Here is a 13,925-nt window from a genome sequence, read left to right as displayed (position 1 = left end):
CTAATGTTCGCAACTAAGTTTGTGAGCATTAGCAGTATAGGTTATGATCCCTTTTTCTAAAACGTTGCAAGAGCTTTATATGTCCTTTGATTTACTAAAAACATTGCCTCAATATCTCATTCCTCAACATGGACTCACGACTCTAGCTGGATGCTTGGCTGACGTGAAACATCACAAGGTAAAGAATTACATCATTCAACGCTTTATCAATAAATACCAAGTTAATATGAGTGAAGCTTTAATCGAAGATCCTACCGCGTACGCTTGTTTTAATGATTTTTTTATTCGTTATTTAAAAGCAGAATGCAGGCCATTGGCTCAAGCGGACATTATTTCGCCGGTAGATGGCTGTGTTAGTGAAATAGGTTCTATAGAGCAGGGTCAACTCATTCAGGCAAAAGGGCATTATTATTCAGTAGAAGATCTTTTAATGTGTCCTAAAGATCTGGCTGCGCAATTTATTAATGGACGTTTCGCTACTTTGTATTTATCACCTAAAGATTATCATCGTGTCCACATGCCTATTGATGCCGAGCTCATTTCAATGACTTATATGCCTGGTGCTTTATTTTCAGTCCAACCTTCGACGGTTCGAGTTGTACCCCGATTATTTGCACGTAATGAACGATTGGCTGTCTTTTTTTCTACTAAAATAGGTCCCATGGTGATGGTGATGGTCGGTGCGACTATAGTTGGTGCGATAGGAACCAGCTGGCATGGGGAAATCAAACGCAGCAAAAACCGTATCGATTTTGAATACACTCAAGAAGAGCGGCAGCAAATGGCTAAAGGCGATGAAATGGGGTACTTTAAATTGGGATCCACGGTGGTTTTGCTGTTTGCAAATGGTGTTCAAATGAATTGGAATAAAGACTTAAAAGCAGGAAGTGCCATACGCTTTGGTCAGGCGTTAGGAGAAATTAACTAACCTCTATGTAAAATGTCTGAGTATATCGTAGCCTGGGTTAGCACCGCGTAACCCAGGCTACATGCTAGATAAATTCCTCTTAATTTAACACAAATGCAGTTCCTAAGTTTTTATTGACCGCATTTTCATAAACAACGGAAGCGACGCTTACGTCCTGAATCGAAAGCCCTACTGATTTGAAAACCGTGATTTGATTTTTGTAATCCGGTTTTTTATGCATTAACCAATTACCAATCTCAATAAGCTCTTCTTGTTTTAACTGATTTTGTTGGACTGCGCTGATAATTTCTCCTGCCTCAGCCATCACCGCACCTAATTGATCGACGATCACCACGCTGTGTTTTAGCACATTATCACTGATTTCTTTCATCTTGGCGCTGTGGGAACCTATGGCATTAATATGTACATGAGGTTGTATGTCCTGCAAGTGAATTAAGGGTTCAGTACTGGCTGTGGCAGTGCAGATGATGTCTGCGTCTTTAACCGCGGATGATATGTGCTCATAGACATTAACCGGGTATTGGTTTGCAAATTTTGTTGCGAATTGTTCTGCACTTTTAATATTTCTTGACCAGACTGACACCTGTTTTATATCACGTACCGTTGCTACAGCCTGAAGCTGGGTCTCTGCTTGCACCCCTGAGCCAATGATTGCTACATGATTTGCGTTCTCTGTCGCAAAATATTGGGTTGCTAATCCAGAAACTGCTCCGGTTCTTAATGCAGTGAGGTACCCTGCATCCATTAATGCTTGAGGCTCACCAGTACTGGCATCAAGCAACATGATAAAACCAGTAATTGAGGGTTTATTTCGTGCGCTATTTTTTGGAAAAATGGAGGCTACTTTCAAACCTAAAGCCTTATCTTTGGCCAAATATGCTGGCATGGTTAAAGTAAGCGCCTCTTCTTCTTTAATCGTAATCCCTGTCCTTAATGGTAATTCAACCTGTTGTTTTGCGAGTTGAATAAATGCATTTTCCATTGCCTTAATTGCTTGGCTCATGGTGATACTTTGTTTTACTTCTTCCAGGGATAACAAGCGAAGACTCATAATTTAACCTCCAAATTCTTTAGTTAAAGCAGACAATAAAGTTGGGTATTTGAAATCATATTGATACTCTGACAAGCGTTGTGGGGCCACGGTTTGTCCTGACAATAATAATTCTTCACCCATTTGTCCGAATAAAAGCGTTACAACCCAGGCAGGCATTCGCAGAAAAGCAGGTTTTTTTAGCACCTGTGCGAATGTTTTGGTAAATGTTTTTTGTGATACGCACTCTGGGGCAACTAAATTCACAGGACCTGTAATTTCTGGATGAGCGATTAAAAACATAATGGCCTCAGCAAGATCAGTGCTGTCAATCCATGCTAAAGGTTGCTTCCCAGAACCCAGTACAGCGCCGAGACCATATTTTGTAGGTAATTCCAATTTTTTTAACATCCCCGCGCCGCGTTTTAAAACCACACCAAAACGCATCAGGGTTACCGGCATTCCCAATTCAAAACCTTTTTTGGCGGTTTGTTCCCACTGGGTAACGAGCTGTGTCGAAAAACTGGTTTCAGGCGAGTCAATGGGGGGGGTCGTTTCAGTAAACGTAAGATTATTTGCTGCTCGTGTTTTCTGTAATCCATAAATGCCTACTGCGCTTGCATTATATAAATGAGGTTTTTTTGCTTCGGCTTTAATTCCCCATAGCACGAATTGGCTGGTTGTTTCAATGCGGCTTGAGAGTAATCTCTCTTTTGTTTCGTCACTCCATCGATCATCCGCAATATTTTCACCAGCTAAATTAATAATCACATCAAATTCATTCGGATTTAATAGATCAAGTTCATCCCAGGAAATTGCGTGTACTGTGTTTGCAAAGGTTTTTTTAATTTTTTCTTCATCTCGCCCAATGACATACACATTATGCCCTGATTGAATCAGTTCAGGTACTAAAGTTTGACCAACTAATCCTGTTCCACCTCCAATAATAATTTTCATGCACAGCCTCCTTTTCACGTCGGTCTATAATAACTGAAGCAAATTAACTTACCAACACACATCATAACGGAAGTGTAGTTTGGTTGCTTGCAATCAGGTAACCCTCTTTGTATTTAAGCTAAGTTAGGCCTTGACCCAACCTATCTTAACTTCAGAAGTTGTTCTTTTAAAAATTTTTATGCGGAATCATGGTTAACTTAGGGTTTTCAGCAGCGAGGCTGACTGGAAGTTCCCGTGATTGGGATCTATTAGAAATGGATTTGTAATCGATTTAATGGTACCGAGAAGAGGACTCGAACCTCCACGGAGTTGCCCCCACTAGCACCTGAAGCTAGCGTGTCTACCAATTCCACCACCTCGGCATTGTGCCGCTAAGTTACTCATATTTGCTGGATCTGTCAATGGCTTTTTCAGATTAATCTTGCGTAAAATGTTTCAACTAACTGGAATAGGGAGCTCCTGCTTTTAAGATACGCTCTCTTACGCCTTGCCAGGCTCCTGTTGCCGGAGGAAGCTCGATCGCAATGACTTGGGCATCGGATGTGTCAGCTTTTCTTAATTGATAATATAGATCAAAGGCTACTTGCTCAGGATGTTCTTTCAATCGATGAAAATGCTCTCCAAGGATTCCTATGGGTTTTTTGCTGGCAATAACGTAGATTTTATCTGGATTTTTTTGGCAAAAATGGGTAAGTGCTTCATAGTCGGTAAAATAATATAACAATTTTTGCGGTTGGTAATGACTGTCTAATTTTCCAGGAACCCGCAGCGTATTTTCATGGTCCAGTGAGGGTATTGTAATTACTTCGGCGATGGTTTGTTCATCAATAAGCCCATGACGTAAAATTTGATAGTTTGCTACATGAGTTGCATCAATAATGGTGGATTCAATGCCTACAGTACAACGACCTCCATCCAATATGGTTAATTCTTGATTCGGGAATGATTCGCTGACATGCTGAGCCGTTGTGGGGCTGACTTTCCCAAAAGGGTTTGCAGAGGGAGCAACCAGCGGGATCCCTAATTTAATTAATAGTTCCTGGGCTATAGGATGGGCTGGGCATCTGATGGCTACCGTAGTCTGACCTCCCGTAATTAATGGAGTAATTTGCTCAGTTTTGCAACGTAAAACAAGAGTTAAAGGACCTGGCCAGAATTTTTTAATGAGTTGCTGGGCATAGACTGGTATGTCTTTGACCCATTGATTGAGATCCCAATCTTGCGCAACGTGAACGATTAAAGGATGGTTTAATGGTCTGTTCTTCATTGCAAAAACGGCTCTAATTGCTTGTTCATTATTAATAGGTGCTGCTAATCCATAGACTGTTTCTGTAGGTATGGCAACAGGTTTTCCAGCAAGCAAATCGCGAATAGCATCATCGATGTGGGGTGTAATTAAAGGCATATACAGACCATAAATTAAAAAGCCTATTATTTTTACACAAATTGAAAGAGAAATCAGCTGTTTTGCCTTTTCAATTTTCCCCACATACAATAGATTCTATTGGCCTAAAATATAAATTATTAGGAATAGTGTGTGTTACTTCATCTAATAGAAAGAACTGTGGATGGTTATTTTGCGCTCTTTCCCAGGGAGAAACCTTCATTGGAGATTGTTAAATCCACACGTTTGATTGCACACAGGGGAGCGCACAATCATGCACAGGGTATCATTGAAAATACGCTCGCGGCATTTGATTTGGCAAAAGAATTGGGGTGCTGGGGGATAGAGCTTGATGTACACGCCACTGCAGATAAAGTGCTTGTGGTGAATCATGATCCTACTTTAAAGCGCCTATGGGGACATGATCGAGCAATTGCTCAACTGAGTTTTAATGAATTACGAACACTGATCCCAGCAGTGCCGACACTCAATGAAGTTGTTGCCAGATATGCACACAGCATGCATTTGCTGATCGAATTAAAAGCACCGTTTCAAGATGAGGAAGCTTTAGTCCGCGCATTGAATGGATTATCTGCTGGCGAACATTATCACTTGCTCACTTTAAATTCCGCAGTTTTTAGCTCCTTATCGCAATTTCCAAAAAATGCACTGTTATTGGTAGCAGGGCATAATAATGTGCATCAATTTTGCAATATCAGTTTAAAGGAGAATTATGGGGGCGTTTTAGGACATTATTTTTTAATGAATAATCAGGTTGTTAATAGACTCAAAGCCGCCAAACAAATTGTTGGTGTGGGCATGATCGATTCCAAGTTCAGCATGTATCGGGAATTAAATCGAGGAATAAATTGGCTTTTCACCAATCGTGCGAATGAAATGAATTTTAATTTGCGCCGTCTTTAGGGGAATGTTTATATCTAACTCATCTCCGGGGAGCAGCGAGAGCCCCATGAGACATTGTGTTTCCCGGGGCGGACCCGAGCAGCGCGAGGGATGACCTCGAATAGATAAAATTCTGCATCTAAATAAATTATTGACCGCTTGATTTAGATATGTTCTGATAGAAATTAAGACAGCTAGGGTGTCGATATTTTGACTTGTCATAATGAAAAATTATGGTCAAGTCATTTTTTTTATTGTAAAAAAGGATGTAGGTTATGCGTTGGGCGGATAGATTTTGGTCGGCAACCAGTTGGGCATTTGATACTACAGTTCATGCAGTAGCAGATACAATGAGTGTATGTGGCACTTTGGCATGTACTCTGGGTGGTGCAGCATATGCTGTCTCTAATATGCTTAATTTAGAAGAAGTCAGTGCGTCCTATTATGGTGCAGTGAATGCTACGGGTAATTTTACTTTAGGAGTTAACCTTACAAACATAAATTATAGTCTTAGTGAATCATTTCCTTTGACTTACAGTAATCATATAAATAATGGTACCGCTTATAATGTAACCGATTACATTAGTTCTGGAATGGTGCAAACAGCCAGTACTATTTGCATGGCATCAGGTATTGCCTTAAAAACTTTAGGCGCAACGATTAATCAGTGGCAGGAAAATAGGGAAGAACAGCGTTATTATGCTCGCAATCATGGATTACAAATTGCCAAGCCTCACTGGAAAGAGTATGGTTATGTCAGTGCAGAAGCTTTTGCTGGTGCACTATCTATGGCGATGCTCAGTACTACCGTTGCCACGACGGCACTTTATTTTTCAAGCAGAACGGTTCCTAAAATCACCTATCCTCCCTCTGGCGAACGTTATGTAGCTGGCGCCTATTATAATGGTCCAACCATATCAATGCCTTTTAATATCAACATCGATTTGGGAACCAGTAGTTTCAACATTCCACTGTATTTTGAGACGATGAATGTTTTGCTTAACAAAACGGTTGAGGTGGCTGCAAAGGCTACCTATGGCGGTGGTTTTTTCTTTAAACCAAACCAAAATACCCCCAACCCTCCTTTGGCGGTTACAGAGGCAGTTTCTTCAATCACTGGGGCGGGCGCTTATCTGGCACGTAATTTTTTTGCCAGTAAAGCCAAACATCTTCATGCTGAGAGAATACAAAAAGCAGAAGCAAGTGTTTATACATTAGTTAATAATTAAGCTTATCCAGAAGTGCGAGACCTTCTGTCATCGATGCCCTGCGAGAGATCCCCTGCGTCGTGGAGATCTCCTCATTGCATCATGATGAAGGGACTAGCGTTCAACAATCGCTGCAACGCCCATTCCTCCCGCAGTGCAAACACTGATAAGGATACGTCCTTGTCCTTGATTGGCTAGGATTTTGGCGGCGGCACCAACCAAACGTCCACCCGTGGCAGCAAAGGGATGGCCAAGGGCAAGACTCCCTCCTTTTACGTTCATTTTTTGTGTGTCTATACTTCCTAAAGGCTTCTTGAGATGTAACACTTTTTGACAATATTCAGCAGATTCCCATGCTTTTAACGTACATAATACTTGACCAGCAAAGGCTTCATGAATTTCATAATAATCAAAATCCTGCAAACTCAGTCGATTTCTTGCCAATAAACGAGCGACAGCAATCGTTGGTGCCATCAATAACCCTGCACCATGCACGAAATCTATTGCAGCCACTTCGCAGTCCACAAAATAAGCGAGAGGTTCTAGTTGATGACTTTTGGCCCACTCAGGAGAACCTAATAATACAACAGAGGCACCGTCAGTAAGCGGTGTTGAGTTTCCTGCAGTTAAACTGCCTTTTTCTGATTTATCGAAAGCAGGCTTTAAGGAAGCCAATTTTTCCAAAGAAGGATCCTTACGGGTAATGGTATCTCGCTTTAGAGAAGCAAAGGGGGCTATTAAATCTTCATAAAAACCCTCATTGTAGGCTCGAGTAGCATTTTGATGTGAGCGCAAAGCCAATTCATCTTGAGCCTGACGGGTAATTAGCCATTCTTTAACCATTAGTTCACAATGATCGCCCATAGACAAGCCTGTGCGTGGTTCGCGGACTTCCGGTAATAAAGGTTTTAACATGCCCAAGCGGAATTCTTTGAGAAGTCCAAGCTTTTCCTTTAGCCCTTTAGCCTGTTGAAATTTAATTAAAAAATGAGTTAGTTTTCTTTGGCCAATTAATGGAATATCTGAATTGGTGTCCGATCCCCCTGCTATTCCTGCAGCGATTTGGCCATTAGCAATTTTTAACGCAATTAAATTGACTGCTTCTAAACCCGTACCACAAGCACGTTGTATGGTTAATCCGGGAGTTTCTGGAGACAAGTCACTACCTAAAACTGTTTCGCGTGCCAGATTCCAGTCAAAAGGATGATTCATAATTGCTCCTGCAATAAAATCACCCAATAACTCACCTTGAATTTTAGTTTTATTAATAAGATCAGCTAATGCTGCCCCTAACATATCCTGATTGGATTTTCCTAAATAGTTCGTTTGTGATTTGACAAAGGGAGTGCGGGAACTATTGAGAATAGCCACTTTATCTTTGAAGCTCATGGGTAATTCCTTTTCGCTGCTCATGATTTTTAAGAATAGACTAAAATGATGCATCAGCGCCACTTAATTCAAGAAGGGTTATAGTTTGCTTATTTCAAAGAAGACTTTTTATCCTGGTGATTAACCAGACTGGTTTTACGCGAAGGAAAAAATTACACTATAATTTTATTTCAGAGCTTATAACAAGGAGGTTTCGCATGTATACCTTGTATTCATTTGGAACACCTAATGGTATTAAACCGACGATTATGCTGCAGGAGTTGTCCCAATCCTATGTGATTAAAACAATTGATATTTCTAAAGGGGAACAGTTTAATCCGGAGTTTTTAAAAATTTCCCCGAATAATAAAATTCCGGTTTTATATGACGCGCAAACCGATTTTTATTTGTTTGAAAGCGTGGCTATATTGCAATATCTTGCAGAAAAACATCATCAATTTTTACCCGATTCACTGCAAAATAAGTACGCTATTGTCGAATGGTGCTTTTTTCAAGCAGCTCATATAGGTCCCATGTTTGGTCAATTGGGGCATTTTCATCGTATGGATGAAAAAATTCCTTATGCTCTCAAACGTTATGCGGATGAAAGTGATCGTTTGTTAGGGGTTATGGAAAAACAACTGACCCAATTTTCTTATATTGGTGGCCAGGAATACACCATTGCCGATATGGCCATTTGGCCCTGGATTTACTGCTTTCAAATTTTTTATCAACAGACTATCGATGCGCAACGTTTTGCTCATTTACTCGAATGGTATCAACGTATCAGTGAGCGTACGGCGGTGAAAGCGGCTTTAGAGGCATATAATTTGACTTTGGAAGGTAGAAAGAAATAAGGCAGATAGAACCCATACCCCTCGGCCACTTGTGGGAGAGGGGGGGGGCTTGGTCATTTTATTATTAGTTAAACACCTGTGTTGCTTGCACTGTGACATCTAACCCATTGCCAGTTTCTTGTTTTTGTGCATAAAACCCATTCGTGCCCAATAACTGGCTCACAGGTATGGTTTGGGGTGGTTGAACAGTAGGAGGAGTGCCTTGATTTGAAGGAAGAGTACTTAGTGTTTTAAGCGTGTCTATATGTTTTTCTTGTATCATAAGAAGTTCTTGATAACGAGCATTCGATTTCTCCAGCTCTTGTTGCACCAGCACCAGTTTGCTTTCCGCATCACATATGCGTCTCACTATGGTATCAAAGCTCGTTTCTTTATTACTTAGAAACAGATCGAGTCTTGCTTGGAAAGCCTGGCGTTGTTCTTCCTTGCCGATGGCGGCCTCCGTTAATTCTGATATGGTCGCATGCAAGGTACTGATCATTAATTGCGCTTTATCAAGATCCGCTCCAAGTGCTTCTCTCACCTTCTGCACTTCCAGAACTTTTTGCTTTAACTCCTCTTGACTGGCTTTGTACCCTTCTATGATGCGGTCTAATCTTTCCTGATTTTTTTTCATTAAGTCGGTTTGTTGTTCCACTCCCTCCTTGAGGGCTTCAGAAGTTTCTACTAATCCGTTTTTAGTTTCACCTAATGCCTCATTAATTTTAACGGTGGCCATGACTTGTTTGTCAATCAAATCAATGCGCTTGCTTAGCGCTTCAATATTTTCTGTGAGCCGTACATTTTCATTGGCAAATTTTTGAATTTCTACTGCTAATTGTTGACGGATAATATCCAGGGCATTAATGGTTAATTGCAGGAGGTCGGCTAAGCCTAAAATACCTTGTTGCAAACTTTCAATAGCACTGGTACTGCATTTATGATGATCGTCAAGGATGATCCCTCCTGCTGTATAGGTAACCGCCGTGACCCCGCAAAGTGCCAAAAGAAAACCAATATGTGCGACAATGCCCATGATTAGGGTGGGAACCGTTAATGCGACTCCACCAATAATTTTTTGCCAAAGCGGTAGTTCACCCCAGTATTCCGCAGCTCGCGAGAACATACTCGGATTTTTTTCCATGCTTTTGATGGTATCTTGCAGACTTTTTTTGATTTGCTCAAATATTTCTTTGGTAATCGTAATTTTTACAAGTTTGTCTTGATCGGTTTCGTTAAGATTTTTTAACTTGTCTTTTATTTCTTTAGATGCTGGATCTTCGATTGCAAGTATTGCTGATTCGTTATATTGCTCTGGCTCTTGTATGGTATCAAGATCCCTTTCTTCTACTGTATCCAGATCAATAAGTTGCCGAGTTTCTTCTTCGTTGGTAGCCATGTGAATTCCTTTCTGTTGAATAATCTTCCTGTAACCACTATTTTTAACCAGAATATCTTAAAAAAACAAGAAAAATTTATTCCCTAGCGTTAATGATAAGCTGATGCCGCAATTAAGTGATTATTATATAAATAAAAAAATTCATGTATCTTTAAGGAAAGTTGGGCTTGGAAGCCCAACTTAATAAAGAACATGTTACATTTTAAGAGGTCTATATTCAGCGCTTTCTTCAGAAGAGGCAGCACAATTAGCAATTTCGGCAGCAGCAGTTGCGCCGGTACGGGTAAGAAGATACAGTAATGCTATAGGAGCTATAACAGCGGTTACTATAGATGCAGCAACAGCAATTACAGTACAAGCAGCCGCAATAATTCCAGCTTTTGCAGCAGTCGTGAGGTTATCTTTGGCAGTTTCTATGGCCTCTTCTTTGCCTGCACGCAGACTATGTAATCCAAAACCTGCAGCAATAACCAATTTTGCAAGTGCAGTAAGTGCAGCGACTGCGGCAGCAATGGCTGCAACTCCAGCAACAACAGCAAATACTACAGGCGCTGTAATTGGTGCTGTAACTGTAGTCGCGACTTCTGATTTAGTACTCAGTCCAAGTTGCTCTACTAATTCTTTTTTCTTTCCAAACGGAGTAAAAAATCCGGGTACAGTTTGTTGTACAAATCCATATCCTTGTTGTAGCTTCTCTTTAACTGCATTGATTGCAAGTTGTTTTTCTTCAGGATTTCCCAACAATAAATCCAATACGCCCTTTTCACCGCCAAGGGATACTCGTTTACGGTAAGTATGGGTGCGGTAAACTGAATGCGGTTCTTGACGCAATTCTTTTTCCTCTTCCTCATAATAGGGCTCCTGGTAATCGCGCTGTTCTGATTCTCTTGAACTACTTTTTGGTTCTCTAGCAAATTTAGATTCCATAAATAAACCCCTTGAGTTTGATTAAAATCGGGTCATGCTATTTAAAAAAAGAATACAAGTCAAGTTGAGTTTATTTGGTTTTTTGATTATTTTACTCACACTTAACTCAAAAGATGATTTTTATGACCTATCGTATTGGCCAACGCTGGATAAGCAACACCGAAACCCAACTTGGTTTGGGTATTATTATTGATTTGAATGGTCGGCAGGTGAGCGTGAGCTTCCCCGCTGCAGACGAAGAGCGTATTTATTCCACCGACAGTGCTCCCTTAAGTCGCATTATTTATAAAGTGGGAGAAGAAGTCACTACCGCAAACCAACAGAAAATACAGATTACTCAAGTGGAAGAGCGTCAGGGATTGTTATTTTATACTGGAGAAGATGAGGCGGGTAATGAACTGCAAATTAGCGAGCTTTCCTTAGATTGTTTTATCAAATTAAACACTCCAGAACAAAGATTATTTAGTGGTTTGTTGGATAAGTTAAGTACCTTTAAATTAAGAATAGACACCCTGCATCATCTTAGTAGATTGCAACAATCTCCTGTGAGGGGATTATTGGGTTCACGAACCAGTCATTTAAAACACCAGGTTTACATTGCCCATGAGGTGGCACAACGCCATGCACCACGGGTGTTGTTGGCTGATGAAGTGGGGTTGGGTAAGACTATAGAAGCCGGCATGATTCTTCATTATCAATTAGGTACGGGTCGCGCCAGCCGAGTATTGATTGTGGTTCCCCAAACGTTGATTCATCAATGGCTTGTCGAAATGATTCGCCGATTTAATTTATATTTTTCGATCATCGATGCGGAGCGCTATGAACTTTTATATGAGCTAGATGAAGAAGAAGGGATGCATATTGGTACAACCCAAGAGAATCTTTTTGAAAACGAACAATTGGTTTTGTGCAGCTTGGATTTTCTGATGGAAAATGAACAAGCTCGTCAGCAAGCGCTGACCAGCCAGTGGGATTTGCTCGTTGTTGATGAGGCACATCATTTACATTGGTCTGAGGAAGAAAAAAGTGCTGAGTATGAATGCATTGAGGAATTAGCACAACAAAGTAAAGGCTTATTGCTTTTGACTGCGACACCAGAACAAGCGGGAATTGCCAGTCATTTCGCCCGCTTGAGATTGCTTGATCCATCACGATTTTATGATTTTTCTAACTTCAAAAAAGAAGAAGAAGGGTATCAGCACATCAACATGCTGGTGCAAGAGTTGATGACTTATGGGGAACAGGCGACGGACGTCTTGCCTGGGGAACTTAAGTCGCAATTGGAAACGTATTTGGGGGATATAACGGGTTCGAGTGTAAGTCAGGTGATTAAAGACCTGTTGGATCGGCATGGGACAGGACGAGTCCTATTTCGCAATACGCGTGCAGCGATTCAAGGATTTCCTGAGCGTCAAGTGCATGCGTATCCTTTGGAGTGTCCTACGATTTATTCCTCAATGGATGAACAAAAAGGCCAACGTAAGCTTTATCCTGAACAACTTTTAGATAAAGGAATATGGCTGGAAAATGACCCTCGAGTGCAGTGGTTAGCGAATAAAATTAATGAATTACATCCCCACAAAGTTCTTGTTATTTGTGCTAAAGCCAATACAGCAATTGCTTTAGACCAGTATTTAAAATTAAAAGTAGGTCTTCGCAGCACTTCGTTTCATGAGGGATTATCAATTATTGAACGGGATCGTGCTGCAGCCTATTTTGCTGAACTGGAAAACGGGGCTCAGACGCTGATTTGTTCTGAAATAGGCAGTGAAGGCCGAAATTTTCAATTTGCGCATCACTTAGTATTGTTTGATTTACCTTTAAATCCAGATTTATTAGAGCAACGCATTGGACGGCTCGATCGAATTGGTCAGCGACATACTATTGAAATCCATGTCCCTTATCTCATGAATACGGTGCAAGAGAAATTATTTCGTTGGTATCAAGAAGGAATTAACTTATTTACCAAGAGCTGTTCGGTGGGTTTTACTCTTTATGAAGAATTTGAAGATCGGTTATTACCCCTTCTCGATACAGTAGACACACCCCCACACCAATTGGAGCAGTTGATTGCGGAAACAAAAACTCGTGCCGAACAAATTAATCAAGCACTTCACGAAGGCCGCGATCGGTTGTTGGAATTAAATTCCTGTAATACCTCCCAAGCAGAGGCATTGATTGCCGCTATTGAGGCAGAAGAAAATTGTTTGGAGCTAGAAAATTATATGGCTCAAGTATTTCAGGAATACGGTATTGATCATGAGTACCATTCTGAAAATACGGAAATATTGCGTCCTACGGATCATATGAAAACAAGTCATTTTCCAGGATTAAAAGAAGATGGCGTAACGGTCACTTATTCTCGTTCTAAAGCTCTTGTGCGAGAAGATGTTGAGTTTCTAAGCTGGGAGCATCCCATGGTCAGTGAATGTATGGAAATGACTTTGGATTCCGAATTGGGAAATGCCGCTTTAGCCACCATTTCTATAAAAAGTATTAAACCTGGAACCTTGTTTTTGGAATCCTTTTTTACAGCAAATTGTGCTGCACCTAAAAAATTGCAATTGGATCGCTTTCTGCCTCTTACACCTATTCGGGTGCTTATGGATGTATCTGGAAAGAATCTGTCGAAAATATTGGATTACAAACAATTAAATCAAATGTGTGAGCCTGTAAAACGTCATTTAGGCTATCCAATTATTCAGCAAATCCAAACGGATCTTGAAAGCATATTGGCACAAAGTAAAAAAGTTGCTGAAGCCCAACTTCAGGAGATCATAGAACAGGCAACGATACAGATGAAACAAAGTGTCACTCATGAAATCAATCGGCTTGAAGCTTTAAAAAGTCTCAACCCTTCAATACGTGAGGATGAAATTGCTTATTATAAAAAGCAGCTTCTCGAAAGTGAGGGATACATTCATAGTACCGCTTTAAAGTTGCAAGCACTGCGTGTTGTGATTAATAAAGCCTGAAAAACCTTCA

Annotated in this window: 11 protein-coding genes and 1 tRNA gene; 5 read left to right on the top strand and 7 right to left on the bottom strand. The window is 40.6% G+C overall.

The features are described from left to right. Nucleotides 1-79: 79 nt before the first annotated feature. Complete coding sequence (gene asd, locus EL022_RS03020; RefSeq protein ID WP_028381479.1) at nucleotides 80-928, top strand: archaetidylserine decarboxylase; 849 nt, start codon at nucleotides 80-82, stop codon at nucleotides 926-928. A gap of 79 nt (nucleotides 929-1,007) precedes the next feature. Here asd and EL022_RS03015 read toward each other — a convergent pair whose 3' ends face one another. The 4 genes from EL022_RS03015 to EL022_RS03000 form a co-directional block, all read right to left on the bottom strand. Then, nucleotides 1,008-1,979 carry an ornithine cyclodeaminase family protein gene (locus EL022_RS03015; RefSeq protein WP_028381480.1) on the bottom strand — a complete coding sequence of 324 codons (972 nt, stop codon included), beginning with the start codon at nucleotides 1,977-1,979 and terminating at the stop codon, nucleotides 1,008-1,010. Nucleotides 1,980-1,982: 3 nt separating this feature from the next. Then, a complete protein-coding gene (locus tag EL022_RS03010; RefSeq protein ID WP_028381481.1) occupies nucleotides 1,983-2,915 on the bottom strand; it encodes a TIGR01777 family oxidoreductase in 933 nt (310 codons plus the stop codon). A 275-nt stretch (nucleotides 2,916-3,190) separates the two neighbouring features. Continuing rightward, a tRNA-Leu gene (locus tag EL022_RS03005) sits at nucleotides 3,191-3,277 on the bottom strand. Between the two features lie 77 nt (nucleotides 3,278-3,354). Continuing rightward, the gene (locus EL022_RS03000; RefSeq protein WP_028381482.1) at nucleotides 3,355-4,320 is read right to left on the bottom strand and encodes an L-threonylcarbamoyladenylate synthase; all 966 of its coding nucleotides are present in this window, start codon (nucleotides 4,318-4,320) and stop codon (nucleotides 3,355-3,357) included. 132 nt (nucleotides 4,321-4,452) lie between these two features. Between EL022_RS03000 and EL022_RS02995 the strand changes: the two genes are divergently transcribed. Further along, on the top strand, nucleotides 4,453-5,223 hold the full coding sequence (locus tag EL022_RS02995) for a glycerophosphodiester phosphodiesterase (protein ID WP_028381483.1): 771 nt from the start codon (nucleotides 4,453-4,455) through the stop codon (nucleotides 5,221-5,223). A gap of 254 nt (nucleotides 5,224-5,477) precedes the next feature. Beyond that, complete coding sequence (locus EL022_RS02990) at nucleotides 5,478-6,431, top strand: hypothetical protein (protein WP_028381484.1); 954 nt, start codon at nucleotides 5,478-5,480, stop codon at nucleotides 6,429-6,431. Between the two features lie 93 nt (nucleotides 6,432-6,524). Here the strand turns inward: EL022_RS02990 and EL022_RS02985 are convergent, their stop codons facing one another. Then, on the bottom strand, nucleotides 6,525-7,799 hold the full coding sequence (locus tag EL022_RS02985) for an acetyl-CoA C-acetyltransferase (RefSeq protein WP_028381485.1): 1,275 nt from the start codon (nucleotides 7,797-7,799) through the stop codon (nucleotides 6,525-6,527). 197 nt (nucleotides 7,800-7,996) lie between these two features. Here EL022_RS02985 and EL022_RS02980 point away from each other — a divergent pair, with 197 nt between their 5' ends. Further along, nucleotides 7,997-8,635 (top strand): glutathione S-transferase family protein, encoded by a 639-nt coding sequence (locus EL022_RS02980; RefSeq protein ID WP_028381486.1) that lies wholly within the window; start codon nucleotides 7,997-7,999, stop codon nucleotides 8,633-8,635. A gap of 64 nt (nucleotides 8,636-8,699) precedes the next feature. Here the strand turns inward: EL022_RS02980 and EL022_RS02975 are convergent, their stop codons facing one another. After that, complete coding sequence (locus tag EL022_RS02975; RefSeq protein WP_028381487.1) at nucleotides 8,700-10,013, bottom strand: LegC2/C7 family Dot/Icm T4SS effector; 1,314 nt, start codon at nucleotides 10,011-10,013, stop codon at nucleotides 8,700-8,702. A gap of 195 nt (nucleotides 10,014-10,208) precedes the next feature. Next, nucleotides 10,209-10,940, bottom strand: coding sequence for a hypothetical protein (locus EL022_RS02970; RefSeq protein ID WP_028381488.1), 732 nt, complete (start codon nucleotides 10,938-10,940; stop codon nucleotides 10,209-10,211). A 122-nt stretch (nucleotides 10,941-11,062) separates the two neighbouring features. Between EL022_RS02970 and rapA the strand changes: the two genes are divergently transcribed. Further along, a complete protein-coding gene (gene rapA / locus EL022_RS02965; protein ID WP_028381489.1) occupies nucleotides 11,063-13,915 on the top strand; it encodes an RNA polymerase-associated protein RapA in 2,853 nt (950 codons plus the stop codon). The last annotated feature ends 10 nt before the right edge of the window (nucleotides 13,916-13,925 follow it).

The organism is Legionella cherrii (assembly GCF_900635815.1).
In the GTDB taxonomy this organism is placed as follows: domain Bacteria; phylum Pseudomonadota; class Gammaproteobacteria; order Legionellales; family Legionellaceae; genus Legionella; species Legionella cherrii.
This window is presented reverse-complemented; position numbering and strand designations above follow the sequence as displayed.

What these genes read in the sequence shown, in the direction of transcription:
- asd (WP_028381479.1), top strand. Translation starts at nt 80, where the DNA reads ATGTCCTTTGATTTACTAAAAACATTGCCTCAATATCTCATTCCTCAA.
- EL022_RS03015 (WP_028381480.1), bottom strand. Translation starts at nt 1,979, where the DNA reads ATGAGTCTTCGCTTGTTATCCCTGGAAGAAGTAAAACAAAGTATCACC.
- EL022_RS03010 (WP_028381481.1), bottom strand. Translation starts at nt 2,915, where the DNA reads ATGAAAATTATTATTGGAGGTGGAACAGGATTAGTTGGTCAAACTTTA.
- EL022_RS03000 (WP_028381482.1), bottom strand. Translation starts at nt 4,320, where the DNA reads ATGCCTTTAATTACACCCCACATCGATGATGCTATTCGCGATTTGCTT.
- EL022_RS02990 (WP_028381484.1), top strand. Translation starts at nt 5,478, where the DNA reads ATGCGTTGGGCGGATAGATTTTGGTCGGCAACCAGTTGGGCATTTGAT.
- EL022_RS02985 (WP_028381485.1), bottom strand. Translation starts at nt 7,799, where the DNA reads ATGAGCTTCAAAGATAAAGTGGCTATTCTCAATAGTTCCCGCACTCCC.
- EL022_RS02980 (WP_028381486.1), top strand. Translation starts at nt 7,997, where the DNA reads ATGTATACCTTGTATTCATTTGGAACACCTAATGGTATTAAACCGACG.
- EL022_RS02975 (WP_028381487.1), bottom strand. Translation starts at nt 10,013, where the DNA reads ATGGCTACCAACGAAGAAGAAACTCGGCAACTTATTGATCTGGATACA.
- EL022_RS02970 (WP_028381488.1), bottom strand. Translation starts at nt 10,940, where the DNA reads ATGGAATCTAAATTTGCTAGAGAACCAAAAAGTAGTTCAAGAGAATCA.
- rapA (WP_028381489.1), top strand. Translation starts at nt 11,063, where the DNA reads ATGACCTATCGTATTGGCCAACGCTGGATAAGCAACACCGAAACCCAA.